At 42.0% G+C, this 25,611-nt stretch carries 28 protein-coding genes and 1 tRNA gene; 3 read left to right on the top strand and 26 right to left on the bottom strand.

All coding sequences use genetic code 11. The annotated features are described in order from the left end of the window. From rpmC to NQ560_RS01730, 19 genes are all read right to left on the bottom strand, one after another. Positions 1-207, bottom strand: a complete 207-nt coding sequence (gene rpmC, locus NQ560_RS01820; protein ID WP_005332387.1) for a 50S ribosomal protein L29 — start codon at positions 205-207, stop codon at positions 1-3. Then, entirely contained in the window at positions 197-634 is a 438-nt protein-coding gene (gene rplP, locus NQ560_RS01815; protein WP_005332388.1) for a 50S ribosomal protein L16, read from the bottom strand. The genes rpmC and rplP overlap by 11 nt, the downstream gene beginning before the upstream one ends. 2 nt (positions 635-636) lie before the next feature. After that, the gene (gene rpsC, locus NQ560_RS01810) at positions 637-1,290 is read right to left on the bottom strand and encodes a 30S ribosomal protein S3 (protein WP_005332389.1); all 654 of its coding nucleotides are present in this window, start codon (positions 1,288-1,290) and stop codon (positions 637-639) included. An 11-nt stretch (positions 1,291-1,301) separates the two neighbouring features. Further along, positions 1,302-1,691 carry a 50S ribosomal protein L22 gene (rplV, locus tag NQ560_RS01805; protein ID WP_005332390.1) on the bottom strand — a complete coding sequence of 130 codons (390 nt, stop codon included), beginning with the start codon at positions 1,689-1,691 and terminating at the stop codon, positions 1,302-1,304. Positions 1,692-1,717: 26 nt separating this feature from the next. Next, positions 1,718-1,999: a 30S ribosomal protein S19 gene (rpsS, locus tag NQ560_RS01800; protein WP_005332391.1), complete on the bottom strand. Its 282-nt coding sequence runs from the start codon at positions 1,997-1,999 to the stop codon at positions 1,718-1,720. A gap of 23 nt (positions 2,000-2,022) precedes the next feature. Beyond that, positions 2,023-2,865 (bottom strand): 50S ribosomal protein L2, encoded by an 843-nt coding sequence (gene rplB, locus NQ560_RS01795; protein ID WP_005339032.1) that lies wholly within the window; start codon positions 2,863-2,865, stop codon positions 2,023-2,025. Positions 2,866-2,953: 88 nt separating this feature from the next. Beyond that, on the bottom strand, positions 2,954-3,259 hold the full coding sequence (rplW, locus tag NQ560_RS01790) for a 50S ribosomal protein L23 (RefSeq protein ID WP_005332398.1): 306 nt from the start codon (positions 3,257-3,259) through the stop codon (positions 2,954-2,956). Continuing rightward, the gene (gene rplD, locus NQ560_RS01785) at positions 3,259-3,879 is read right to left on the bottom strand and encodes a 50S ribosomal protein L4 (RefSeq protein ID WP_005332400.1); all 621 of its coding nucleotides are present in this window, start codon (positions 3,877-3,879) and stop codon (positions 3,259-3,261) included. The genes rplW and rplD overlap by 1 nt, the downstream gene beginning before the upstream one ends. 29 nt (positions 3,880-3,908) lie before the next feature. Beyond that, positions 3,909-4,589: a 50S ribosomal protein L3 gene (rplC, locus tag NQ560_RS01780; protein WP_005332401.1), complete on the bottom strand. Its 681-nt coding sequence runs from the start codon at positions 4,587-4,589 to the stop codon at positions 3,909-3,911. A gap of 72 nt (positions 4,590-4,661) precedes the next feature. Beyond that, positions 4,662-4,979, bottom strand: a complete 318-nt coding sequence (gene rpsJ, locus NQ560_RS01775) for a 30S ribosomal protein S10 (RefSeq protein ID WP_005332402.1) — start codon at positions 4,977-4,979, stop codon at positions 4,662-4,664. Positions 4,980-6,325: 1,346 nt separating this feature from the next. Continuing rightward, positions 6,326-6,423 (bottom strand) — tRNA-Sec (locus tag NQ560_RS01770). An 81-nt stretch (positions 6,424-6,504) separates the two neighbouring features. Continuing rightward, positions 6,505-6,741, bottom strand: coding sequence for a putative Se/S carrier protein (locus tag NQ560_RS01765; protein ID WP_005332406.1), 237 nt, complete (start codon positions 6,739-6,741; stop codon positions 6,505-6,507). A 42-nt stretch (positions 6,742-6,783) separates the two neighbouring features. After that, on the bottom strand, positions 6,784-7,926 hold the full coding sequence (locus NQ560_RS01760; protein ID WP_173785474.1) for an aminotransferase class V-fold PLP-dependent enzyme: 1,143 nt from the start codon (positions 7,924-7,926) through the stop codon (positions 6,784-6,786). A gap of 164 nt (positions 7,927-8,090) precedes the next feature. Further along, entirely contained in the window at positions 8,091-8,990 is a 900-nt protein-coding gene (locus tag NQ560_RS01755) for a selenium metabolism-associated LysR family transcriptional regulator (protein ID WP_005332408.1), read from the bottom strand. Beyond that, positions 8,990-10,903 (bottom strand): selenocysteine-specific translation elongation factor, encoded by a 1,914-nt coding sequence (gene selB, locus NQ560_RS01750; protein WP_005332409.1) that lies wholly within the window; start codon positions 10,901-10,903, stop codon positions 8,990-8,992. The genes NQ560_RS01755 and selB overlap by 1 nt, the downstream gene beginning before the upstream one ends. Before the next feature lie 24 nt (positions 10,904-10,927). Beyond that, positions 10,928-12,346 carry an L-seryl-tRNA(Sec) selenium transferase gene (gene selA, locus NQ560_RS01745; protein ID WP_005332410.1) on the bottom strand — a complete coding sequence of 473 codons (1,419 nt, stop codon included), beginning with the start codon at positions 12,344-12,346 and terminating at the stop codon, positions 10,928-10,930. Between the two features lie 39 nt (positions 12,347-12,385). Further along, positions 12,386-13,426 (bottom strand): selenide, water dikinase SelD, encoded by a 1,041-nt coding sequence (gene selD, locus NQ560_RS01740; protein ID WP_081445663.1) that lies wholly within the window; start codon positions 13,424-13,426, stop codon positions 12,386-12,388. A gap of 157 nt (positions 13,427-13,583) precedes the next feature. Next, positions 13,584-14,168 carry a sulfurtransferase-like selenium metabolism protein YedF gene (gene yedF / locus NQ560_RS01735; protein ID WP_005332412.1) on the bottom strand — a complete coding sequence of 195 codons (585 nt, stop codon included), beginning with the start codon at positions 14,166-14,168 and terminating at the stop codon, positions 13,584-13,586. A gap of 49 nt (positions 14,169-14,217) precedes the next feature. Beyond that, positions 14,218-14,919, bottom strand: a complete 702-nt coding sequence (locus NQ560_RS01730) for a PHP-associated domain-containing protein (protein WP_005332413.1) — start codon at positions 14,917-14,919, stop codon at positions 14,218-14,220. 229 nt (positions 14,920-15,148) lie between these two features. Here NQ560_RS01730 and NQ560_RS01725 point away from each other — a divergent pair, with 229 nt between their 5' ends. Next, the gene (locus NQ560_RS01725) at positions 15,149-16,012 is read left to right on the top strand and encodes a class I SAM-dependent methyltransferase (protein WP_005332414.1); all 864 of its coding nucleotides are present in this window, start codon (positions 15,149-15,151) and stop codon (positions 16,010-16,012) included. A gap of 140 nt (positions 16,013-16,152) precedes the next feature. Here the strand turns inward: NQ560_RS01725 and NQ560_RS01720 are convergent, their stop codons facing one another. Then, positions 16,153-17,280 (bottom strand): GNAT family N-acetyltransferase, encoded by a 1,128-nt coding sequence (locus NQ560_RS01720; RefSeq protein ID WP_052302918.1) that lies wholly within the window; start codon positions 17,278-17,280, stop codon positions 16,153-16,155. A 135-nt stretch (positions 17,281-17,415) separates the two neighbouring features. Here NQ560_RS01720 and yfcE point away from each other — a divergent pair, with 135 nt between their 5' ends. Beyond that, a complete protein-coding gene (gene yfcE / locus NQ560_RS01715; RefSeq protein WP_005332417.1) occupies positions 17,416-17,949 on the top strand; it encodes a phosphodiesterase in 534 nt (177 codons plus the stop codon). 211 nt (positions 17,950-18,160) lie between these two features. Beyond that, positions 18,161-18,424, top strand: a complete 264-nt coding sequence (locus NQ560_RS01710; protein WP_005332422.1) for a hypothetical protein — start codon at positions 18,161-18,163, stop codon at positions 18,422-18,424. 58 nt (positions 18,425-18,482) lie between these two features. Here the strand turns inward: NQ560_RS01710 and NQ560_RS01705 are convergent, their stop codons facing one another. The 6 genes from NQ560_RS01705 to NQ560_RS01680 form a co-directional block, all read right to left on the bottom strand. Beyond that, complete coding sequence (locus NQ560_RS01705) at positions 18,483-19,901, bottom strand: ABC transporter permease (protein ID WP_040015422.1); 1,419 nt, start codon at positions 19,899-19,901, stop codon at positions 18,483-18,485. Next, positions 19,858-21,432, bottom strand: coding sequence for a COG1361 S-layer family protein (locus tag NQ560_RS01700; protein ID WP_005332424.1), 1,575 nt, complete (start codon positions 21,430-21,432; stop codon positions 19,858-19,860). Before NQ560_RS01700 ends, NQ560_RS01705 begins: the two co-directional genes overlap by 44 nt. After that, positions 21,425-22,150, bottom strand: a complete 726-nt coding sequence (locus tag NQ560_RS01695; RefSeq protein ID WP_040015423.1) for an ABC transporter ATP-binding protein — start codon at positions 22,148-22,150, stop codon at positions 21,425-21,427. Before NQ560_RS01695 ends, NQ560_RS01700 begins: the two co-directional genes overlap by 8 nt. A gap of 619 nt (positions 22,151-22,769) precedes the next feature. After that, positions 22,770-23,126, bottom strand: a complete 357-nt coding sequence (gene spoVAE / locus NQ560_RS01690; RefSeq protein WP_005332426.1) for a stage V sporulation protein AE — start codon at positions 23,124-23,126, stop codon at positions 22,770-22,772. A 44-nt stretch (positions 23,127-23,170) separates the two neighbouring features. Then, positions 23,171-24,184, bottom strand: coding sequence for a stage V sporulation protein AD (locus NQ560_RS01685; protein ID WP_005332427.1), 1,014 nt, complete (start codon positions 24,182-24,184; stop codon positions 23,171-23,173). A 92-nt stretch (positions 24,185-24,276) separates the two neighbouring features. Then, positions 24,277-25,515, bottom strand: a complete 1,239-nt coding sequence (locus NQ560_RS01680) for a threonine/serine exporter family protein (protein WP_005332428.1) — start codon at positions 25,513-25,515, stop codon at positions 24,277-24,279. Between the last annotated feature and the right edge of the window lie 96 nt (positions 25,516-25,611).

Below are 25,611 nucleotides of genomic sequence, written 5' to 3'. Positions count from 1 at the left end.
TTAATTCTGAGCTGCCTTTTCAGTAATTACTGTCTGAATTCTGGCAATATTTCTTCTAACTTCTTTGATTCTGCTTGTGTTGTCTAACTGATTTGTTGCGTTCTGGAATCTTAAGTTGAAGAGTTCCTTTTTAGCAGCTACTAATTCTTCATTCAGCTCTGCAGCTGATTTTGTCTTTAAATCTTCTACAAATGCATTAATTTTCACTGTTATCACCGCCTTCTAAGTCTGCGCGAGAAACTACTTTACATTTACATGGCAGCTTGTGTGTTGCAAGACGAAGAGCTTCTTTAGCTACTTCCTCAGCTACTCCGGAAATCTCGAACATTACGCGACCCGGTTTAACAACTGCTACCCAGTACTCTAAGGTTCCTTTTCCAGAACCCATACGTGTCTCAGCTGGTTTCGTAGTTACAGGTTTATCAGGGAATATTTTGATCCAAACTTTACCACCACGTTTGATATAACGAGTCATAGCAACACGGGCAGCCTCGATCTGGTTGGAACGGATCCAGCATGGCTCCATTGCAACGATACCATATTCACCATTAGTAATCTTGTTTCCGCGAAGAGCTTTACCCTTCATGGAACCACGGAATTGTTTACGACGTTTTACTCTTTTTGGCATTAACATGATTATCTATCTCCTTCCTTATGTGCTCTCTCCGGAAGAACCTCGCCTTTGTAAATCCAAACTTTAACTCCAACTTTACCATAAGTTGTGTTTGCCTCAGCGAATCCGTAGTCAATGTCTGCTCTCAGTGTCTGAAGTGGAATTGTTCCCTCGCTGTAGAACTCTGTACGAGCCATATCAGCTCCACCAAGACGTCCGGATACGGAAGTTTTAACTCCGAGTGCTCCAGACTTCATTGTTCTGGACATGCATGATTTCATAGCACGTCTGAATGAAATACGGTTCTCAAGCTGTAATGCGATATTCTCTGCTACTAACTGAGCGTCTTTATCCGGTCTCTTGATCTCTTTGATATCAACAACTAATTTCTTGTCAGTAAACTGTGCAAGCTCACCTTTTACTTTCTCGATCTCAGCTCCGCCTTTACCGATAACAACACCCGGTTTAGCTGTATAAATTGTAATCTTAACGCGATCAGATGCTCTTTCGATCTCGATCTTGGAAACACCAGCGCTGTATAATCTCTTCTTAAGATACGTTCTGATTTCATGGTCTTCTACCAGGTAGTCTGCAAAATCCTTTTCTGCATACCACTTAGAGTCCCAGTCTTTGATAACACCGACTCTTAAGCCATGAGGATTAACTTTCTGTCCCATGATTGTCCTCCTTATCTTTCATCAAGCACGAGTGTAATGTGGCTCATTCTCTTCTCGATTCTGTAAGCTCTACCCTGTGCTCTAGGTCTGATTCTCTTCATTGTTGGTCCTTTGTTTGCATAAGCCTCTGCAATATAAAGGTTCTCAGCATTCATACCGTTATTGTTCTCAGCATTTGCGATTGCTGACTCTAATAATTTCTTTATTAAACTAGAAGCATATCTTGGATTATAAGTTAAAATACCAAGTGCTGTCTGTACATCCTTACCTCTGATGGCATCCAATACGAAGCATGCTTTCTGTACGGAAACTCTTGCATAAGATAACTTAGCAGAAGGTCTCGTATCTTTGTTAGCATTTCTTTCTCTCTTAATCTGGGATCTGTGTTGTCCTTTAGCCATGGATGAACCCTCCTTTCACAATATAATTATCTAACTTTTGATTTCTTCTCGTCTTTTCCATGTCCTCTGTATGTTCTGGTTGCTACGAACTCTCCGAGTTTGTGTCCAACCATATCTTCTGTTACATATACAGGTACATGTTTTCTTCCGTCGTGAACGGCGATTGTATGTCCAACCATGCTTGGGAAGATTGTAGAACGGCGGGACCATGTCTTGATTACAGACTTGTCTCCTGCTGCGTTCATTGCGTCAACCTTCTTAAGCAGGCTTGCATCTGCGAATGGGCCTTTTTTAACTGAACGTGCCATAGGTTCTAACCTCCTTACGAAAACTATTTAATAGATTTACCATCTCTTCTTCTTACGATCATCTTGTTAGAAGCTTTATTTTTCTTTCTTGTCTTAAGACCAAGTGCTGGTTTACCCCAAGGTGTACATGGACCCGGACGTCCGATTCCAGTCTTACCTTCACCACCACCATGCGGATGGTCATTCGGGTTCATAACAGAACCACGAACTGTCGGTCTGATACCCATGTGACGTGTACGACCTGCTTTACCAATGTTGATCAGGTTGTGGTCACCATTTCCTACTACTCCGATAGAAGCTCTGCACTCAAGCGGAACCATTCTCATCTCTCCTGAAGGAAGTCTCAGTGTTGCATACTTTCCTTCTTTAGCCATTAACTGAGCGCTGTTACCAGCAGAACGAACCATCTGTCCGCCCTTTCCTGGGTGAAGCTCGATGTTGTGGATCTGTGTACCTACTGGAATCTGAGAAAGTGGTAAGCAGTTTCCTACTCTAACCTCAGCCTCTGGTCCATTCATGACTTTCATGCCGTCTTTTAATCCTTCTGGTGCAAGGATATAAGCTTTCTCACCATCTTCGTAGCAGATCAGAGCGATGTTAGCTGTTCTGTTCGGATCGTACTCGATACCGATTACTGTAGCAGCGATTCCATCTTTTCTTCTCTTGAAGTCGATAATTCTATATTTTTTCTTAGCTCCGCCTCCGCGGTGTCTAACTGTGATTTTTCCCTGGTTGTTACGGCCTGCCTGTCTGCTCTTTGGAGCTAACAGAGATTTCTCTGGTGTCTTTTTTGTGATTTCTGAAAAATCAGAACCAGTCATCTGTCTTCTGGAAGGCGTATATGGGTTATATGTCTTAATTCCCATGGTGTTTCTCCTTTCGATTGTTTATTATCACGGTTGCTTTCCGTATGCATTGAGCACGGCGAGTTTCCTCATGTGCTCTCCAAAGATCTTAGAGACCCTGGAAGATCTCGATATCTTTGCTGTCCTCAGTTAACTGTACGATTGCTTTCTTTGTTGCAGCAGTCTTACCATATTTGAATGTTCCGCGAACTCTTTTCTTCTTTCCTTCGCAGTTCATTGTGTTAACTTTCGCTACCTTTGTTCCGTCGAACATTTTCTCAACGGCTTCTTTGATCTGAGATTTTGTTGCTTCCGGGTGTACAAGGAATGTGTATTTCTTATCTCCCATGAGCTCCATTGTCTTCTCAGTTACAACTGGTTTAAGGATTACATCATAATACTGAACGTTTGCCATTATGCGTACACCTCCTCGATTGCTTTAACAGCAGCCTTTGTTGCGATTACTGTGTTGTATTTCATAACATCATACACATTGATCGTATTAGTTTTAGCTGTTTTAACACCAGCGATATTCTTTGCAGAAAGCTCTGCGTTAACATTTCCGTCCTCTAATACTACTAATGCTTTAGATACGTTTAAGTTCTTAAGTGCGTTTGCTACATTCTTTGTTTTGATCTCATCAAATGTAAGTGAGTCAACTACGATGAACTTGTTCTCTTCTACTCTGGAAGTAAGAGCGGATTTCAGAGCTGCTCTCTTCTCTTTCTTGTTCATCTTGAATGAGTAATCTCTCGGTACTGGTGCGAATACTACTCCGCCGCCTGTCCACTGTGGAGCTCTTGTTGAACCCTGTCTTGCATGACCAGTTCCTTTCTGTCTCCATGGTTTTCTTCCACCACCGGAAACTTCAGAACGTGTTTTAGCTTTCTGTGTTCCCTGACGGTTATTTGCAAGCTGATTAACAACTGCCATGTGTACAAGGTGCTCGTTAACCTCAACACCAAATACCGCATCGCTTAATTCGATTGTCTCAACTTCTTTACCTTCGATATTATAAACAGATACGTTTGCCATTTTAAGTCTTCCTCCTTCCTCGTCAAAACCTAGTTAGCTTTTACTGCTTCTCTAATTGTTACTAAGGATTTCTTAGGTCCCGGTACAGAGCCTTTTACTAAAAGAAGGTTGTTCTCTGCATCTACACGGACAACTTCAAGATTCTGAATTGTAATCTTTTTGCTTCCCATGTGTCCTGGCATCTTCTTTCCTTTGAATACTTTACTCGGATCAGATGCAGCACCGTTAGATCCCTGATGACGATGGAATTTAGAACCGTGAGCCATAGGTCCTCTGTGCTGGTTGTGTCTCTTAATAGCACCCTGGAATCCTTTTCCTTTAGAAATGGCAGTAGCGTCGATCTTGTCGCCAGCTTCAAAAATGTCAGCTTTGATCTCCTGTGCAAGTGCATAATCAGCTGCGTTCTCGAATTTGAACTCTTTTACGAATCTCTTTCCAGTTACTCCAGCTTTTGCGAAATGTCCCTGCTCAGCCTTGGTTACACCATGACGATGAACGATTTCCTTTTTACCATTTTTGTCTTTGTTTACAGTTTTGTCTTTCTTGTCAACGAATCCAACCTGTACAGCTTCGTAACCGTCATTCTCTACAGTCTTGATCTGTGTTACTACACAAGGACCAGCCTGAAGTACAGTTACAGGTGTCAGTGTTCCGTCTTCATTGAAGATCTGAGTCATTCCGACTTTTGTAGCTAAGATAGCTTTCTTCATTATAATTACCTCCTGTGATTTACAGCGGAACGCAACTTGGCGTTCATCCTAAATTTTAGGAATTACTGTGTCTTATTTGTTTTTCATTTTGATATCGATATAAACACCTGCTGGCATCTCTAATCTTGATAACGCATCTACAGTCTTCTGTGTAGGTGTTACGATATCGATCAGTCTCTTATGAGTTCTCTGCTCGAACTGCTCTCTGGAGTCTTTGTACTTGTGAACAGCTCTTAAGATTGTTACAACTTCCTTCTTAGTTGGAAGTGGAACCGGTCCGCTCACCTGTGCTCCGTTCTTCTTTACAGTTTCGATGATTTTTTTTGCGGATGCATCTACTAACTGATGATCATACGCTTTTAATGTGATTCTCATTACTTGACTTGCCATAAAAAAAGTCGCCTCCTTTTCGTACTTTTAACTTCAGTACGACAAGCGGTGACTGTACACTCTCCCGTGTGTGTCGTGAGAAACTCACACGTTGTTTCATACTTATACCTAATGGTAATCAGTAATCAGTTTTTGATTCGTACAGTGACTTGTCGCCAGTTTCCTAACTTGACATTCGCTCCACGGAAAACCCGTCATTCTCGACGGCAACCTCGCGCTTCATTGCTATCATGTCACAGCTCTCTTAGTATATCTAATCCAAGGCAATAATGCAAGTCTTTTTTTTATTTTTTTGTACTTTTTCCAGTACAATCTAAAAACCACGTATTTTCAAGGTTTGCGCACATTTTGGGGTTCTTCTTTCAAGAATGCCGAGACATTCTCGCTGCGAGGTGCGCGTCATGCAATTGCATGGCATACCTCTACTGCGCACCTCTGCAATCCTGCGGGAGTCATCTCTCAGCTGATATATAATAATAACCTTTTTCCTGTAAGCGTTCTAAAAAACACTTTGTATTCTATTTATTTTATCGGACAAAAGAAAAAGCACGACATCTGCTCATGTCGTGCTCTTTCTTTTTGGTATGTCATTGAGAGGTTTTCCTCGTTGCATTGCAGTTTGTTATTATATACAAAGCTGGGGAATGCTCCTCTGAAGAGGAAGTATATATATTAATTGGAGTTTACCGTCGCAAGACTATTCTTGGGGGAAACAGTCGGCAACAGCTTAACTGCAATCACAACCAAAGTTGTCATTTAACTTAAACATGTCTCAAAATATAATAGCAGCCATCTATATGAATCATATTAAGATAACCGCCGTTGGTCTGAACATCTTTAAGTTGCTTATAATATACCACTTGTAAGCGCTTTCGTCAATTGAATCCCAGTGTTTTTTGTATTTTTATACGATATGACAAATAAGCATTTTCATTCTCTACTCTTTTAGTCAATTTACCCATTCTAATTATTGTACTTCTATATAATTAATGCTTTTCATAATGTTTTTCTATTATTTTTGTAACTTATCGTTCTTTTTTGAAGTTTCCTGTAATTTATTGTCTTTCTTTTTTCTTCCCTGATTATTTTAAAGATTCTATTTTCAATTTCTTTCGTTTTTCTCAATGAGTTTTTATATATAAAAATGCATTTTCTTACATTTTTTCCTATTTTAGAACAAAGAATGTGCCTTGGCACATTCTAGCGCCTGCGGTGGTCGCTTGCGACATCTTCAGTATACGCCGCAGTGCGCATCCTGCCGGAGGCTTTTTGTATAATAGGAAATGCAATTTCCTATTATACAAAAAAGATCCATCGCTCTTGCAATGGATCTGAAACCTCTCTTTTGGCGGAGGCATGTGGGAATCGAACCCACCCGGGACGCTCTTAACGCCCCACACTAGTTTTGAAGACTAGGAGGCACACCAGTTACCCAACTACCCCCGTATTAAATTACGCACGTTTTAATCACGCTATGATAGAATATCATATTTTTCGATATTTTACAAGTATTTATTGCATTTTTTTATACAAGACACTCATGCAGGTCTTCTGGTTCAATCCCGACCTTCTCCATCATGGCAACGATCTCTTCTCTCTCGTCAAGTGCCGCGCACCAGGAAAGTCCACATCCTGCTGAGATAGCTCTTGGAACCGGGATGATTCTGCCCGGTGTATTATTCTCTTTACATGCCTTTTCCATAGCCATCGCATCTGCAGTTGTATGGAAAGTAACTACCAGTTTCAATTCTTTTTTTCTCATCAGTGTCTTCCTTTTCTATCTCAAGTTATGCTTTATCTTTTTTTACTCTTCATCCTGTGCAAGCTCTTCAATTGCACGGATTGCAGTTTCAATTTCCTCATCTGTATTGTAATGGGAAAAACTAAATCTCACTGCTCCTTGTTCTACATTTCCAAGTGCTTCGTGTGCCAGTGGAGCACAATGACCACCCGGTCTTGTAGAAATACCATATTCCGTAAGCAATTCATCACTGACCTCTGCTGAATCATAATCTCCAATATTCAGTGCGACAATCGCACAACGGTTCTTTGTGCTGAAATCACCATATACCGTAACATTCGGAATATCTTTAACACCTTCATAAAATTTCCACATCAGTTCCTGCTCGCGCTCCCTAATCGTGTCAATCCCAGTCTCTTCCAGATATGCAAGAGCTGCATTCATTCCCGCAATACCATGACCATTGAGTGTTCCTGCCTCCAATGCTGTCGGCATCTCCACCGGATGTTTTTTATTGTAAGTCTGAACTCCGCTTCCACCGCTCAACAATGGTTGCACTGTAAGCCCTTCTCTGACATACAGACCTCCGGTCCCCTGCGGAGCAAGCAGACCTTTGTGTCCAGTAAAACAAAGCACGTCAATATTCATTTTCTGAACATCAATCGGAAATACTCCCGCCGTCTGAGATGCATCTACGATCAAAAGAACTCCGTGTCTATGTGCCATCTCACCGACAGCTGCAACATCCACATAATTTCCTGTAAGATTGGAACCATTGGTACATACTATAGCTTTTGTCTTTGGCGTGATCGCAGCTTCCATATCTTCCAGGGAAAAATTCCCCTGCTTGTCTGCTTTTATAATCGTAAGCTTCGCGCCTCTTTCTTCCATCTCATAGAGTGGTCGAAGCACAGAGTTATGCTCCAGCATGGTTGTGATCACATGATCTCCCGGTTCAATCAATCCTTTAATCGCAATATTCAGACTCTCCGTCGAATTCATTGTAAACACAATCTGCTTCGGATTTTCTGCCCCAAATAATTTTGCAAGCCTTTCTCTCGTATCATAAATAATTCTTGATGCACTTAAAGACGCCTCATTCGCACCACGTCCGGCATTTCCCATAGAACTCATAGCTGCGACTACCGCATCGATCACCGTCTTCGGTTTATGCATAGTCGTTGCCGCATTATCCATATATATCACGCTAATATCCCCTTTCGTCGCTTCTATATATTTATTGTACGATGCCAGGGTCCCAACATCATTGTACAAACTTAATTCTATCTCTTTCTCTTTCTTTAAACAAGTCACTGATATATTTCATAGTCATTTATATATTTCATAGTCACTTATATGTTCCGTAACCACTATTCTATGTCATATACTTCCTTTACGATCCGGATAAAACGGTCTGCCGATCTTGTCATCTGATAATTTTTATTATAGACCAGATTGATATCTCGTCCTTCATCAGCGCCCGGAATCGGGAATATAAGCAGGCCATCTTCATCCTCAGCTGCCAGTCTGGAAAGAACCGTAATCCCCATGCCTTGTTTTACAGACTTTTTAATTGTCTCCTGATTCGCAATGCTCGCCACAATATCCAAATCCTCCATGGATATTCCAGCATTTTTCAACTGTTTTTCCGCTTCTTTTCTAGTACCTGATCCTTCTTCACGTAAAATCAGCGGTTTCCTTTTGATCCAGTCAATGTCATCACGATTCTGTTCTTTCAGTATTCTATATTCCGGTGTATCCGGAGTGATCACAGCCAGTTCATCCTTATAGAAAGGTATGTACTTGCAGTGCTTTTTCTCAAGTACAGTACCTGTAAAGCCGACATCGACCATGTGATCTACAACCTGTGTAACCACTTCACTACTATCGGTTTCCATAATCTTAATCTGCTCTTTTGGATAGCGTTCTCTGTAACACATCAATACTTTCGGCAGAAGATACTGCGCAGGTATTGTTGATGCCGCAATTGTGATAAAATGTTTTCCATCATCACTATCCATATAAAACCGTTCTTCTATCGCCTTTTCAAGATCTGTGATCTGCTTCGCATAACGGTACAGATCTTTTCCGTCATCTGACAGACTTACTTCTTTTGTATTTCTTATAAATAACCGTACATTCAATTCCTTTTCCAGGGAGGAAATATGCGCACTGATTGTCGGCTGTGTCAGGAAAAGTTCTTTGGCAGCCTTCGAAAAGCTGCCGCTTTCAGATACCTGTACAAAAGCCTCTAATTGTTTCAAGTTCATTAGTATGCTACCCTTTCACTTTCCGCTCCGACTTTCTTGGTAACTTTGATACTGTCCATATATTCCAAAATTGGTTTCGCACTCTTTCGGCTGGTCGCAAATATATCTCGTACCTGAGCAATAGTAATAACCGGATCTTCCGCTAATTTCTCCCGAATGATATTCTTTGCTTCTTCCATATATTCCGTCAGTGTATACATATCTTCTGCGATTTTTACTACTTTACCCTCGACCAGCAATACATTCAGGATATCATCAGCCATTGCTCTTGGAGTCTTTCCAAAGTCAATCTCTGAATATTTTGCAAAGTCATATTTCGCACTTTCAAATGTACCAAGCACGGTCTTTGCTATCTTGTTATACGTCTCATCTTTCTTTATTTCAAACTGAGGTGTGCACAAAAACTCTCCGACACGTTTCACATATCCCTCAGTTTCCAACAGCTCAATGACTTTATCAAACACATTCGGTTTCATTCCCTTAAAATGTGTCATCTGCACTTCCGCTTTCTTCATTCCATAACGATACGGATTCTCTTTTTCATAGGATTCCAGACTCTTCACAATCGCCTGTACTGCTCCACGTTTTGAATCCGCATGCCATGTAAATGTATCTTTTTTCATCGGGAATACATAAATCTGGCCATTCTCTTTTAATTCTTCTATATCCTGGTTTACCTCATCCATGGACAATGCCGTCAGCTTTGCAAGTTCTGCAGAAGTGATCATTGTGTCTCCATGTTCTTTTATATGAAGTTCAATTACATCCGCTGAAGAACCGGATTCTTTTCTCTTAAGTTCTTCAATCACATCTTGTTGAAAACGTCTCTTCACACCCGGATTTGGCTCAAGAATCACGCCTCCCCCAATCGTCTCCATCGGAGAATAAAAACGGACTACAAACTTATCGCCTCTGCGTACTGCGATTTCATCTTCCAGGCGAAGTTGAACATATCCACTCTCACCTGGTCCGATTTCTTCTTTATCAAGCAGTACTGCACGGCATAAAATTTCACTCGTTCCTGTAAACAGATGTAATCTCGTATGATTCGTCAATACCCGCATAGAGGAGTCCAGTATATTCATCTTCACATCCAGCAGATCTGTATTTTTCATACTTGCCGGCGGTGCCAGCACACAACCTCGCTGAATTTCTTTTTTCTTAACATTAGACAGATTAATTGCCACACGTTGTCCCGCATAACACTCTTTTTTATCCTGACCATGCACCTGAATGCTGCGAATCTTGCACTCTTTGCCAATCGGATACATTTCCAGAGTATCTTCTTTACGAATCGTACCAGACACAAGGGTTCCGGTAATGATCGTGCCAAACCCAGACAATGTAAATGCGCGGTCAATCGGAAGTCTCGGAATTGTATTCACATCTTTAGCTACAACTTCATCACTTGTCATATGCTCGATCACCTGAATCAGTTCTTCCAGTCCCTGACCGGTTGCAGCAGACACCTTACATACCGGTGCTTTTTCCAGAAATGTGCCTTTTAATTCTTCACGCACTTCCTCTTCCACCAGTTCCAGCCATTCTTCATCTACGATATCGCATTTATTCAGGACAATAATACTCTTTTCAATTCCCAGAAGATGTAAGATATCCATGTGTTCCCTTGTCTGCGGCATAATTCCTTCATCCGCCGCAATAACAAGAAGCACCAGATCCATTCCTACAACTCCGGCCACCATATTGTTGATAAATCTCTCATGTCCAGGAACATCGATAATTCCCGCACGGTCTCCACTTGGAAGATCAAAATATGTAAATCCAAGATCTATGGTGATTCCTCTCTTCTGTTCTTCTTCCCAGCGGTCTGTATTTCTTCCTGTAAGAGCTTTGATCAAAGTTGTCTTTCCATGATCGATATGTCCGGCTGTACCAATGATAATATTCTTCATCTGTCTCTATACTCCTAATTGTCTCTATAAAAGACTTGTTTCTTCTAATATATCCATCTCTTTTAACTGCTTTACAGCAAGTGTCATTGCATCTTTATCCAATGTTCTCACATCCAAAAGAATCGTATCATTTACCGTTCTTGGAATAATCGGAACAGGCAAATGTCTCATACGTTCTTCCAGCTCCGGAACACTGATCTTTTCCGGATGGATTGCAACTGCAGCACTTGGAATTCGTTCCAGCGGAAGAGATCCTCCGCCAATCTGAGATTCACAATCCACAACTTCATAAGCTGCAGGCAGCTTTGCTCTCTGAAGCATACGCTTAAATGTCTTTGCTTCTGCAACCGTCTCGTCATAAGACTTTGTAATCATCTTAAGTACCGGAATATTCTGGATCGCATTTTCCTCAGACAGGTATTCCTGAAGTACCAGTTCCAATGCTGTTGCTGTAAATTTGTCAATTCGAAGAGCACGGGTAAGCTGGTTCTTTTTCATCATATCGATATATTTTTTCTTACCGATAATAATTCCAGCCTGCGGACCCCCAAGCAGCTTATCGCCGCTGAAGCACACCACATCTGCTCCTTTTCTGATGGAATCCTGAACAGTAGGTTCATAAGTGATCCCATATTTGCTAAGATCGATCAGAACACCGCTTCCCAGATCTTCAATGACCGGAATATCATGTTCTTTCGCAATCGGAATCAATTCATCAATTCCTACTGTATCTGTAAATCCTACGATTCGATAATTACTTGTATGAACTTTCAGAAGCGCCTTTGTCTCTTCTGTAATTGCGCTCTCATAATCATCATAATGTGTCTTGTTAGTCGTTCCGACTTCTACCAGTGTTGCTCCACTTTGTTCCATAACATCCGGAACCCGGAATTTTCCACCGATTTCAACAAGCTCACCACGGGATACAACGACTTCGCCTCCTTTTGCAAGGGAACTTAAAATAAGCATAACAGCTGCCGCGTTATTATTTACCGCCATTGCAGCCTCTGCGCCTGTAATCTTACAGAGCAGTTTTTCAAAATGTGAATATCTCTCTCCGCGTCTTCCGGCTTCCAGATTGTATTCCAGATTAGAATATCCCGTTGCAATCTGAGCGATCCGATTCATGTGTTTCTGGCTGATCGGTGCTCGTCCAAGATTCGTATGAAGAATCGTTCCTGTACCATTGATGACTGAACGCATATTCGGTGTATGCATGGCAGTTACTGTTCTTCGAACATTCATATTCAGATTCCCAATCTGTTCTTTTGCCTTTTCCTCATCCTCGCATGTTCCGATATATTTTCTAAGTGCATCCATCTCCAAATGAATCGATTCCACTACCGTATCCCGGCTGTATGTTTCAATCAGCCCCTGAATCTCCGGGTCTTCCAGCAATACATCCACTTTCGGAATGCTGCGGTATAACATATTCTTATTCATAACTTCTTTGTTCCCCTTCTTATTCTTTTGTTCGTCTAACTAATACAGACGAATCAGCTTATCGCTCTTCTCTGCCACTTTTCCAATAATAGAAATCTTAGTATCCATATGTGCCGCGCGAAAATCTGCAAGCATCTCCTGAAGATTCTCCGGTGCCACACTCATCAACAATCCACCTGATGTCTGTGGATCATACAGAAGATCCAGATAGAAATCTTCCACATGTCCAACCTCGACCTGATCGATAGAATATCCGCGGTTCTTGTATGCCCCCGCCGGAACAAGTCCCATCTTCGCATAGTCAATTGCGTCTGCAAAATATTCGATATCACGGACATTGATCTCGAAGGTTACTTCACTGGCAGATGCCATCTCTACACAGTGTCCTAAAAGTCCAAATCCTGTAATATCTGTACATGCAGATACGTCGAATTTCTCAACTACTTGTTTTCCAAGTTTATTCAATGACGCCATGACCGTCTCCGCTTCACGGATTGCGGAAGGTGATGCCATATCAGCTTTGATCGCTGTATTTACCACACCGCTTCCGATCTGTTTTGTCAATACAAGAATATCTCCCGGTCTGCATCCATAGTTCTTGAATATCTTGTCAGGATGTACAAAACCAGACACGCACAATCCATACTTCGGCTCATCGTCCTGTACAGAATGTCCGCCTACCAGCACTGCTCCTGCTTCTTTTACTTTATCTGCACCACCAGCCAGTATATCACCAAGGATTGCCGGATCCAGACAATTCGGGAATCCAACAATATTCAGTGCAACCGCCGGTTCCCCACCCATAGCCCATACATCACTCAATGAATTGGCTGCGGCGATTTGTCCGAACATATAAGGATCATCAACAATCGGAGTGAAAAAATCTACCGTTTGAATCATCGCGATATCGTCAGTGACTTTATAGATGGCTGCATCATCGGATGTCTCAATCCCTACTATTAACTTATCATCCTGAAATTTTGGCAGCTTACTCAGTACCTGAGCAAGGGTCTCCGGACCTATTTTGGCCGCTCACCCCGAAGTCTTGCTTAAGCTAGTCAACTTGACATTTGTTTTCATTTTTCTTAATTCCTCCTCAATGTTGAATAAATAATTATATATGAATAAAAGGAGCTTTCCATTCAGTCACAACAGAAGGCTCCTCTTTTCATCTCAATCCGGTAATTCCAGAGCTGTCCCCCAAGACAGCATCTGGCACGCCCTTCGCGTGCTCATCTTATGGTTTAATGATCTTAGTTGCTTTTGCCTGTGTCTCAACAATGCTGTACATATTAGTCACAGAACCTACTGCAAGCTTGTCTTTTAATCCATAGTAATCAAGACATGTTCCACATGTCATAATCTCTACTCCCTGTGCTTCCAGAGATTTCAGATCTTCTAATGAATCAGATCCTTCAGTTGTAAGTGTTGCTCCTCCATTATAGAAAAGCATAGTCTTTGGTAATTTATCAAGCTGAGTTACAGCAAAAATAAATCCTTTGATCAGGACTTTACCAAGTTCATCGTTACCTGTACCCATGCGGTCAGAGCTTATTACAACAACTGTATTGTCGTCCTCTGCATCATCCTCTGCTGCTGGTGCTCCTTCCATCTCGATCGTAACAACATATTCTTTCTCAGCTTTCTGCTCAGATGTAACTTTTCCTCCGGCACTTGTAGCCATCTTTGTCACATTCTGTACGGCAATCTCGTTATCAACTAATACTTCGATTGTCTCCGGTCCTGTAAGTGCATCCATTGCTTTTTTTGTCTTGATAACCGGAATCGGGCAGTTATCTCCCATTGCGTTAACTGTAATCATTGTATATTTCCACCTTTCTTTTATTTAAATATACCATTTCTTACGCACACTATAGATACATACTATCACTTCTAGCTGGAAAGGTAAATGGTATTTTTATACTATTTTGGACTTTTTTGTCGTTATTCTGGACTTCCAGGACACGATAGCCACCCTGAACATAATATGCCGGCTTCATCTGTCCCTTTTTGAACTCTGTCAGGAATTCATCCATCGTTCTGACCTCATTTGGAAAATATGTCGCACACACACCGACTTTTTCCGGCACATGACAGTCACTGGAACCAAGTGTAAAATATCCATACTGCCTTGCATATGCCGCTGCTTTCATACATGCTGCAAAAGATGTACTTCCATTGAGTACTTCCACACCGTCCAGGCCGTGTACCAAAGCCAGATTCTCCTCCAGGCCACGGTTATTATTGCGGAATGGATGCGCTGCAAAACAAACGCCTCCCTGTGCTTTTACAAGATCTATAAAATCCTGTGCCGGGATTCGCTCTTTCGGGTAATCTTCAATTCCAAATGCGACAATGTCTCCCTGAAGAGAATAAAACTCAATCCCAACAAAAATCGGGAAGCCTGTCCTCGCTGTATATTCTGCTGCATAGTCCTTAAGTCCCATACTGTCATGATCCGTAATGCAAAGCGCTCCAAGCCCTTTCTCCTTACCGATCCGAACCATCTCTTCCAGCTTCAGGAAGCTGTCTGGTGAATATGTCATTTCGTGCATGTGTGTGTCAATAAACATAATTTCTCCCTCCTCTTTATATTATAAGAATATTCTCGCACATCTTCAAATTGACTTTTATAATAGTTGTTCGTTTATATAGAAAATATCTATAATTGAAAATGTGCTGTGCCTATGCTACACTTATGATACTGAGTTTTTGTGCAAAATAGCACTGTACTTCAGTCTGAACGGTAAAATCCGTAAAATATCCAATGATTTTCTATATAAATTTTAAAGGAGTTTTATTATGTGGATTGCAGATAAATGGAAAGATTATGAAGTCATCGACTGCAGCGGCGGCGAGAAGCTGGAACGCTGGGGTGATTACACACTGGTACGCCCGGACCCGCAGGTCATCTGGGATACCCCAAAAAAAGAAAAAGGCTGGAAGCATATGAACGGTCACTACCACCGCAGCAAAAAAGGCGGCGGTGAATGGGAGTTTTTTGATTTACCAGAACAGTGGCAAATTCACTATGGTGAGCTGACATTCAATTTAAAACCATTCAGTTTCAAACACACTGGACTTTTTCCGGAGCAGGCAACAAACTGGGACTGGTTTGGTGATAAGATCCGCAATGCCGGACGCTCGGTCAAAGTTCTGAACCTGTTTGCCTACACCGGCGGAGCTACACTTGCAGCAGCCGCTGCCGGCGCACATGTCACTCACGTGGACGCTTCCAAAGGTATGGTAGCCTGGGCGAAGGAGAATGCCGCATCATCCGGATTGTCCGATAAACCAATCCGCTGGCTTGTAGATGACTGTGTAAAATTTGTAGAACGAGAAATCCGCCGCGGCAATCATTACGATGCTATCATTATGGATCCGCCGTCTTACGGCCGCGGACCAAAAGGTGAGATTTGGAAGATCGAGGATGCCATTCATCCACTTATTAAGCTGTGTACTCAGATTCTTTCTGAGGATCCACTTTTCTTCCTGATCAACTCCTATACAACAGGGCTTGCTCCTGCCGTATTAACTTACATGCTCGGAACAGAGTTAAAATCCTTCCATGGACATGTAGACTCTCAGGAAATCGGTCTTCCGGTCACAAGCTCCGGACTGATCCTTCCATGTGGAGCTTCGGGACGCTGGGAAGCAGATCATTAATTATCTTAATACACTTAAGCTGTCCGAATTACCAATTCAGGAAATATATTAAAAAAGTGTACAATTACATGAAAAGGCTGCAGAAATAGATGTAGATTAAAAACATTTATTTTCTGCAGTCTTTTATTATCATGACATCCTTATATTTTCTTGCAGAAAACATATCTCGGAAGTCCGCCGTATTTCAGGTCCTTGGCCACAATCTCATACCCGAGTTTTCGGAAATTATTCACACTGTACACATTTTCTGGATGAGCAGTCCCCATAAGCCAGTGATACCCTAAGAATTTCAAATGTTCTTCCGCTGTTTTCATCAGTTCTTTTTGCAGACCTCTTCCCCGGAATTCTTCATCTACCATCGCAATTTCCATATGCGCGACACGGGTAAGCTCTTCCTCGTTTAAATTCAGATATTTTCCCAGATTCTCCTCCCCAAGTTCTGATGTCCGGGCTATAAAAATTCCTGCCAGTTCGTATTCATGTCCTCCCACCGGAGCCTCTGCTTTTACTGCAAATCCTGCTGTCGCCACATAGCGAAGAATCTTCTCCTCTTTATCCATACTGAACCAGCTCTTATCCGGAATGCCCTCATAAATTCTCTGCATAAAATTATAAATTTCCGGTCCTTCCTGCTCCTGGGCCTGTTCAATACGGAACCAAGGACAATCATCATCGCCATTCATCAAATGACTCTCTACTTTCTTCAGATCCTTCCAGAAGAGCGTCTGCATTTCTCCGTTTTCTTTCTGAAAATCTCCTCTTTCCTCATATCTGCTGCGCCCAAATGTTCCCATTGCCCGTGTAACTCCATAATCTATAATTCCTGCCGCATAATGGATACCTCTGTCCCACATCACTTTTTCTGCTGCACGCATCATCTTATTAATCAATCGTACCGGTACCCCCTCCCCATTTCTTATATAAGTCATAGGATACCAGGAATAGATCAATGCAGCACTTTTCCTTTCTTCCTCGCTAAGTTCAAGTCCGGTTTCCGCAAGAATTTTGTCCACGCCTTCCGTCTGGACAACAAACACTGCCACCATCTCGCCATAACGCATCGCTTTTACTGCAAAGCCTTTGTCTGTCATATAAGAACGCATTTTTTCATCAGATTCCAGGCGAAAGACCTTGCACTTTTTATTCTTTGTCCTTTCAAATGTATCTCTGACAACTTCAAGTGCCTCCGGGATTTCCTCTTCTGTCACAAGTGATAGCTCGAGTGTCTGATCATTATATTCATATATTTCAATAATTTCATCTTCCATAATCGTATTTCCTTTCTTGTATAAAATCCACTTGAATTTATCATAATTATACACGTCTGCTTTCTTTTGTGCTATAATCCGTCGTAGAAAAGTTGTAACTAAATATATTTACGAATTCTGGAGGAAATAAAACTTATGAAATTAATGATTGCATCTGATATACATGGTTCTGCATATTATTGTGAGAAAATGATTGAAGCATACAAAAGGGAAAAAGCTGACAAACTATTATTATTAGGTGACCTTCTTTATCATGGGCCAAGAAATGATCTGCCAAAAGACTACAACCCAAAGGCTGTCATTGCTATGTTAAATGCTATGAAAGAGGATCTGTTATGTGTCCGCGGCAACTGCGACACCGAAGTAGACCAGATGGTACTGGAATTCCCAATTCTTGCCGATTACTGTTTTATTGAGCTGGACGGTCATACTATTTTTGCAACTCACGGTCATCACCATAATCCTGCAAATCCGCCAATGTTAAAGAAAGGAGATATTCTCCTGAATGGACACACACACATTCCTGCAAATCAGGATATGGCTGATTTCATTTACATGAATCCAGGTTCTGTGTCTATTCCAAAAGAGAATTCCGCACACGGATATATGATCTATGACCAGGAATTCATCTGGAAAGATCTAGACGGAAATGTGATCGATATGATGTAAGTGTCAAAAGTATAAATTGTGTTTGTGCTCGCACAAATAAGCAATTTATACTTTTTGACACGCTGAACACCGAGGACGAAATAAAATGGTGTGAATACACCATTTTATGGGAGTTCGAGGTGTTCAAGGATTGCGGTAATTGCATAGCAATGGAGCAATCCGATTACATCATTATTATCAACCGCTAAAAATTATACAAGGAGGATTTTCTATGTTCCGATTATGGGCAAAAGAATTTAAAGATAATAGAATGTTGCGGGATACTGTCATAGAAGTTGATAACGATGACACCCGCACACACAAAATTTTTCATGCGATTGACGAAGTCTGCCATGAATTTGATCTGAGCAATCCAATCTGGCTGGATTCCAATATTGATGAATTCAAAAGACATGCAAAGACAAGATTTCATCAGGATAACTTCGTAGATTCTATTGAATTTGACTATCTGGAAATTCATATAATAGAAGAATAAAAGACTTTGGGACAGGTGATTTTTTCACCTGTCCCCTTTTCACCTGTTCTTGCTTACTTTATTCACTGCGGATTGCCGCAAGCGGACTCAGTCTCATTGCCCGAAGCGCCGGGAAATATCCCGCCACCATTCCGACCAGCATCGCAAATCCAAGAGAAATAAGCACCAGCCATACCGGAATATAAGAAATATTTCCTTCTACTCCCAGTGCCGAGCTTTGTGCTGTTACCATATTGATTGCACCAGACATTGCAAAGCTCACCATATTTCCGACTATTCCACCGAGGAGTCCGATAAATGCTGCTTCAATCAGAAACATTTGCTTAATGTTTTTCAGGCTGCAGCCAAGTACTTTGATGACTCCGATCTCTTTTGTTCTCTCATATATGGACATCATCATCGTATTTGCAATTCCGATTGCTGCAACAATCAGGGAAATCGCTCCGATTCCACCAAGCACTGCCTGGATCACTGCCATCTGCTTTTTCATGCTGTCCATATATTCAACATTCGTCTCTACATTATACCCCATCTCGCGAATCTGTTTTGCCACATCATTGACATTGCTCATATCATCTACTTTGACCTGCGCTGAAGAATAATAGAATTCTTTGTAGGCTTTTCCAGACTTTGTAGATGGCTGACCCGGAATCACTCTTCCATTAAATTCCTTTTTCATAATCTGTTTTAATGTATCCAGATCACAGAATACATAATAGGAATTCACATTATAATCGTCAACGCCTCCTGCCACAACGCCACTGGCAGTTACGATATGTTTCTTGGCTGACTGTGGAACATTAGATGTTCCCTTTCCGTCAGTTCCTGCATCAACCTGAAATCCCCCGGAGCTCTGACTGTTGTAATAAGCATCCTGATCCAGGATCATAAACATAGAATCCTTCATCAGATCAATGTCCGGAAGTTCTCCTGTCTCCCAATATCCTGATGAATTATTTCCTCTCTCACTGAAATTGGTCAGAACATTGTTACCATAAACCAGCTCCAGCTTTCCAGTCCCGGATTTTGGAAGAGTTCCTCCATCTGCCAGCTTGATATCTCTCATTCTCAAGCCTTCCGGTGTACTTGCGTACAGGGAAATATATCCTTCATATTTCCCTTTCAGACAAATTGCGGATGTTTCATAGATTGGTGCTGCTGCTTTTACATGTTCCAGCTCACCGAATTTTTTCACACAATTGTCATCAATATATTTGCTTGCCTCATCGGAATTCTCAGAGTTCGATGAATGCATCATCCCATCTCCGACAGATCCGCTGCCCGTTACGTTTATAGTCGTAAGCCCCCCTGACTGCTCCATCTCATCATATACTGATTTCTGAAGCCCAAGTCCAAGAGACACCATAACTACGATAGATGCTGTTCCGATGACGACTCCGAGCACCGTAAGAAATGTACGAAGCTTTCGTCTCTTAAGGTTGCTCGCGCTCATCCTCAGAAGATCTATCCAACTCATCCAGCAGCTCCTCCTCTTCATTTAACATCTGCTTTTTCTTCTTTTTCTTTACAATTACTACTGCTGCCACTGCACCGGCTATGATCACGATCACTACTACGACCGGAACAACCGGAAATCCGCCACTGCCTGCCTCTGCATCACCGTCTGTATTCATATACATATCAGAGTCATCTACTGCTTCAGTGACTTCCAGTTCAAAATCCTTCGTAGTTTCAGATATATTTCCCGATTCATCTTCATAAGAAAGAGTCATCGTGATCTTAGAATTTCCATTCGTCACTTTTTCACCTTGCAACATGGCATCAATAGAACCGGTTGCACCTGCTTCCACATTTCCGATGAAAATCTCCTGTTTTTTGATTCCATTGCCTTCAAATCTGGCTTTTGCATTATACAGTTTAATTCTTCCCAGATTATAAAGACTGCACATAACATTTGTCTCACCACCGACCTCGATGGTCTGAGGGCTGATTTCAAATTCGCTGAATTCGAACCTTGCATCCTGTTTTACCGGAATAGAGATCGATGAGGAAGACTCAATCTGAGTTGCCTGTGAATCTTCGTACTTCATGCTCAAATTGATGCTGTACGGCTTCTGCAGCAGATCTGCTTTCGCATTCAATGTAATAGAAATATCTGCGGTACCGTCAGCTTTAATTCCATCAAGATAAATAGAATTCGAACCGGAAGTTGGCAGAAATGCCGGCGCACTTGTCTGCTCATCACTACCTTCCGTCGGAGCTTGCAGCTCAAACAACATATTCTGGACTTTTGTTTTCTTCGATGTATTTTTCAAATGAATCGTCAGTGTAAAATCACTTCCTGCATGTACCTCTGCCGGATTGGTATCAAATCCTGTTACGATAACTCTCGGTACAGATCCATCTGAACTGCTTCCACTGCTTCCACTGCCGCCACCACTGTAGACTGCCGGCTCGTCATTGCCAACAGAAGCTGTCATAGCACCTCCATCAGCAGAACCACTTCCCGAACCGCCGCCATTTCCTGCATCACCTTGGTTTTGAGAATTATCTCCCGGTGTCGGATCTGGCGTTACAGTTTCATTTTTTGCGTAAACAAATATTGAATCTGTTACAATTGCACCATCGATGCCTTGCACATACACGGAAAATGGAATCGTATAACTATTTTTCTTTGCTCCCTCTCGTCTTGTAAAATCAAAGGAAACACTTTTAGACTCACCATTTGCAACAACACCGTCTATTTTCTTAGAGTACTGTTTCCAGTCTTTTTCAAATGGCCAGTCACCTGCTTTTTTCTTGCTCATATCCGGCGCCACTTTTACATTTTCCAATTTCTGCCCACTATTATTAGTTATTTGTAATGTAAGTGTTTTTGTCTCCCCGGCTTCAAACGGCTGATGATCCCCAACTAAAGATATTTCAACTTTCGGCTTTTCTGCCGGCTCTTCTGCCGCCTCTGCTTTCACCGCCAGCCCCGGTAATATCATCGCAGCAATCAAAAGTGCCGCTACGACCACCGCCATCATTCTCCTTGATCTACTCATTTTTCTTTTCCTCCTTATTAGCCTCATTCTTTCTGTGATTTTCTATCTTTATGATCTTACCGTCACTGATATGGAATACTCTGTCAGCATAGGTCGCGAGATGATTATCGTGAGTTACCATGACTAATGTTTTCTTCTGCTGCCTTACTACCTGCTGCATCAGTTTCATGACCTCTTCCGATGTGTGGGAATCCAGATTTCCCGTTGGTTCATCCGCAAAAATAATCTTCGGATCTACCACAAGCGCTCTCGCTACACCGACTCGCTGCTGCTGTCCGCCAGACATCTGGTTTGGCATATGTTTCTTATGCTTTCCAAGATTTACAAGATCCAGCATCTTATCCGCTTTTTTTAATCTTACATCTTTCGGGACTCCTCGAAAGCTCAACGGCAGAGCTACATTTTCCACTGCATTCATAGTCCCCAGCAGGTGGAAAGACTGAAAGATAAATCCTACATTGTCCCGCCGGAACTTTACCAACTCTTCTTCGTTCTTCTTTTCGATATGCTCGCCGCTGATGATGACCTCGCCTTTTGTCGGTTTTTCAAGCCCTGCCAGCATATTCAGAAGGGTCGATTTACCAGATCCTGATGTTCCGACAATCGCGCAGAACTCGCCCTTATAAATATTAAAGTCTACGCCATCTAAGGCACGCACGACTTCATCACCCACGCGGTAGAGTTTATACAGATTCTTTACCTCTATGACTTTTTCCATATACCCTCCCTCTTGGTTTATGTTTAATTCCTTTATATACATTGTTATACAGATTTTTCATTCTTGAAGACATGAAAGATTTTTTACACCTGCTGCGTCGTCTATTTGCAGGTGTTGCAAAAATCTTCCAATTGTCTTAAGAATTGAAAAATCTATTTTCTCAATTATATATTACATATGTTCATTAAAACATAAAAAAAGAAATACTTCCGGTAGAAATTATGAAGTATTTCTTAATTTTTATGTTTCATGTTTAATTTGTCAGGAAGATATATTATACTGTTTCTCCCTCTCCTATCTCAGTGACATGCTCCTCTATAAGCTAACACTCACTTACTCTCTCAAAATATTAAACAGACTTTCTGCCTCATAAAATACAGTTTCTTGGTGACTATAGTGAGGCTTTCGCAGGAACGAGCACACCAAGTCCCCGCACACAACTTCCGCCTGAACTTTCTACATCGCGAGGATTAATGACAGGATTTTCGTTATGCCTGCGAGTATAATTCAGTTTTCGGAGCACTGTCTGAGCCTGCCTTTTGGCGAGTTTGCGGAGAAAACTGTAATATATGACGCAGCAGGCATAGAAAATCCTGTCTAATCTGAGCGATATAAAAAGTCATCTTTTCATTTTAGGACTGAATATCAATGATGCGAGATATCCGAATATTAACGCTGCGCTTATACCGACTGCACTGGCTTTGAATCCTCCCAGGAACACTCCGATGAATCCTTCCTGATCTACAGCATCTTGGACCCCTTTCCAAAGAAGGTTCCCAAACCCACACAATGGTACGCTCGCACCAGCTCCGGCAAAATCCTGGAATGGCTGATAGATTCCAATCGCTCCAAGAACTGCCCCGCTGCACACTAGAAGTACCATGATACGCCCTGGCATTAGTTTTGTCCTATCCAGCAGGATCTGCGTCAGAGCACAGATGATTCCACCTATAATAAATGCTTTTATATAATCCATATCTGTCTCCTCTCCATTTCGAAAACCAAAGATCCACTTATATTCTAAGCTTCATGCTCCAACACAATCGCGTGGGCAATCCCCGGCACACTTGCACCTTCGTTGTAGCTGACCGTAGACATGAGTGCTCCTGTAGGCACAAACAACACACGTTCCCATTCTCCCCGTTCGATTTTGGGAAGAATATATGCTGAAAGTACCGTTGCCGCGCACCCGCATCCGCTGCCTCCCGCATGGGTGTCCTGGGTCTGCTGATCAAAGATCGTCATACCACAGTCCAGGTGTTTTCCACGGATATCATAACCTTTTTCAAGCAGCAGATCAAAAAGAATGCTCTGTCCCACATATCCGAGATCTCCTGTAATAATCCGGGAATAATCTTCTGGCGATCTTCCAAAATCCTGTAAATTCTGCCAGATCGTATCACAGGCCGCCGGCGCCATACACGCTCCCATGTTCTGCGAATCTTTCAGACCGTAATCCACAATTTTTCCCACTGTCAGGCCACTTATCCTCACATGGCTCTCCTTTTGCCCCACAAGAAACGCTCCACTTCCAGTCACAGTCCAGTGGGCAGACAATGGTCTTTGATTCGCATAACTTAGTGGAAAACGAAATTCTTTTTCCGCACTTCCAAAATGGCTGGAGGTCACTGCAAGTATATATTCGCCATATCCTGCTGCCACACTCATAGATGCCAATGCCAATGCTTCCCCCGATGTTGAACACGCCCCGTAAAGCCCGAACATTGGAATCTGCAGTTTTTCCACTCCCATGCTCGTTGCAATTCCCTGTCTTAGAAGATCCCCGCCAAACAGATACCGTACCTGATTCTGGCTGACATGCGCCTTTCCCATGGCAAGCAGACAGGCCTCTCTTTGCATAGTGCTCTCCGCTTCCTCCCACGTATTTTCTCCAAACAAATCACTTTCTCCGACCAGGTCAAACATTTCTCCAATCGGCCCTTCCCCTTCTTTTTTCCCGACAACAGATGCACTGCTGATAAGATAAGGCGCCCGGTCATATGCTATACTCTGCGCTCCTTTTACTAATTTCATGTATTCCAACTCCCTTTACTCATTTTCAACATGAAATTAGTATGTTTCTTTTTCTGGCAAAATATTCCCCTGATCCGATTATTTTTGCTCCATTATTGATTCTTTCCAATATGATATTCCTGTCCCCAAATTCGCATCACGATTCTCGATACAATATCCACAAGTAAAAATCCAAATACGATCATCAGACAGGTCTCCACCAGGAGAATCATATGTTCTATGGCAAGCGCCATGTTCTGCTTCACACAGCCGTACATCATATAATAAAGATTGGCTCCCGGCATCAGCGGAAATACGGATGCTGTCAGAAAGATTGTGGACGGCGCTTTATTAAGCCTGGCCATTACAAATGCGTACATTCCCACAAATACAGCTGCCAGAAGCATTCCGAACAAATAACTGCCGCCGAATTGTCTCACGATCAGATAGACTGTCCATGTCAGAAATGCTCCGATCCCTGAATAAATAACTTTTTTGCCGCGTATCTGATAAATTCCAGCCAGTCCGATACTTCCGACTGACACCGAAACCGCCTGCACAAATATATTGGAGTTTAGCACTGCTCCTCCTGCATTTCCACCGCCATGCAACATTTTCATTGCTAAAGCAATTCCAAATGCAATTCCGAGGGCTCCAAGCACAGAATTCATAATCTCCAGAGCTCCGGAAGTAAAGTTTCTCTGAACAACGTCACGCAGTCCATTGATCACGCCAAGAGTACTGATCAGCACCATGACAATCCCGATCATAATACGATCTGAATGAATTGCAATTCCCATTTTTTCTGCTAAAAGTATCACCATCTCTGTTACAAATGCGAGAACTAGATTATAGATCATTGGATTCTTTTCCTGTTTTCCAATCCAGTATCCGGTAAGTGCCATTGCAGCTGAAGCAAAAACGGCTACAATCGCATCATTTCGTCCTCCTCCGAAAAAAATTGCAAATGAAGTTCCACTTACAATCTGTGCCAGCACCATAAGTGGAAATGCAAGTACTTTACTTTTTGCAATTTTTTCATAACGTTCATGAATCTCTGCCTGTTTCGGAGTATTGGCACAAACATATCTGGACAAGTTATTAAGCTGATCCAGTTTATCATAATGAGGACTCGTCATTTCAATATAACGGATCTGTGTGATAATCTCTCCTTCGGGCGTCTCCACCGTCATTTGAATATTGATCTGCGAAGCATAGACATCACTTCGCACAAATCCATAACTTCTGCACATGCGATACAGACTGTCCTCCACACGAAATATTTCTGCCCCGCTTTTCAACAGCTCTTCTCCAATATTTAATATTTCCTGCACGATCCGGTTATAATCCATCTGCTTATCCTCTTTTTATCAACATTTATCATTCAAATTTCTATCGTTCCATTATAAAGCTTTCCTATTTTCGATACAATGTAAAAAGGTAGGATT

The sequence above is a fragment of the Dorea formicigenerans genome, assembly GCF_025150245.1.
In the GTDB taxonomy this organism is placed as follows: domain Bacteria; phylum Bacillota; class Clostridia; order Lachnospirales; family Lachnospiraceae; genus Dorea; species Dorea formicigenerans.
Note: the sequence above shows the minus strand (reverse complement) of the source record. Positions and strands in the feature narration are given on the sequence as shown.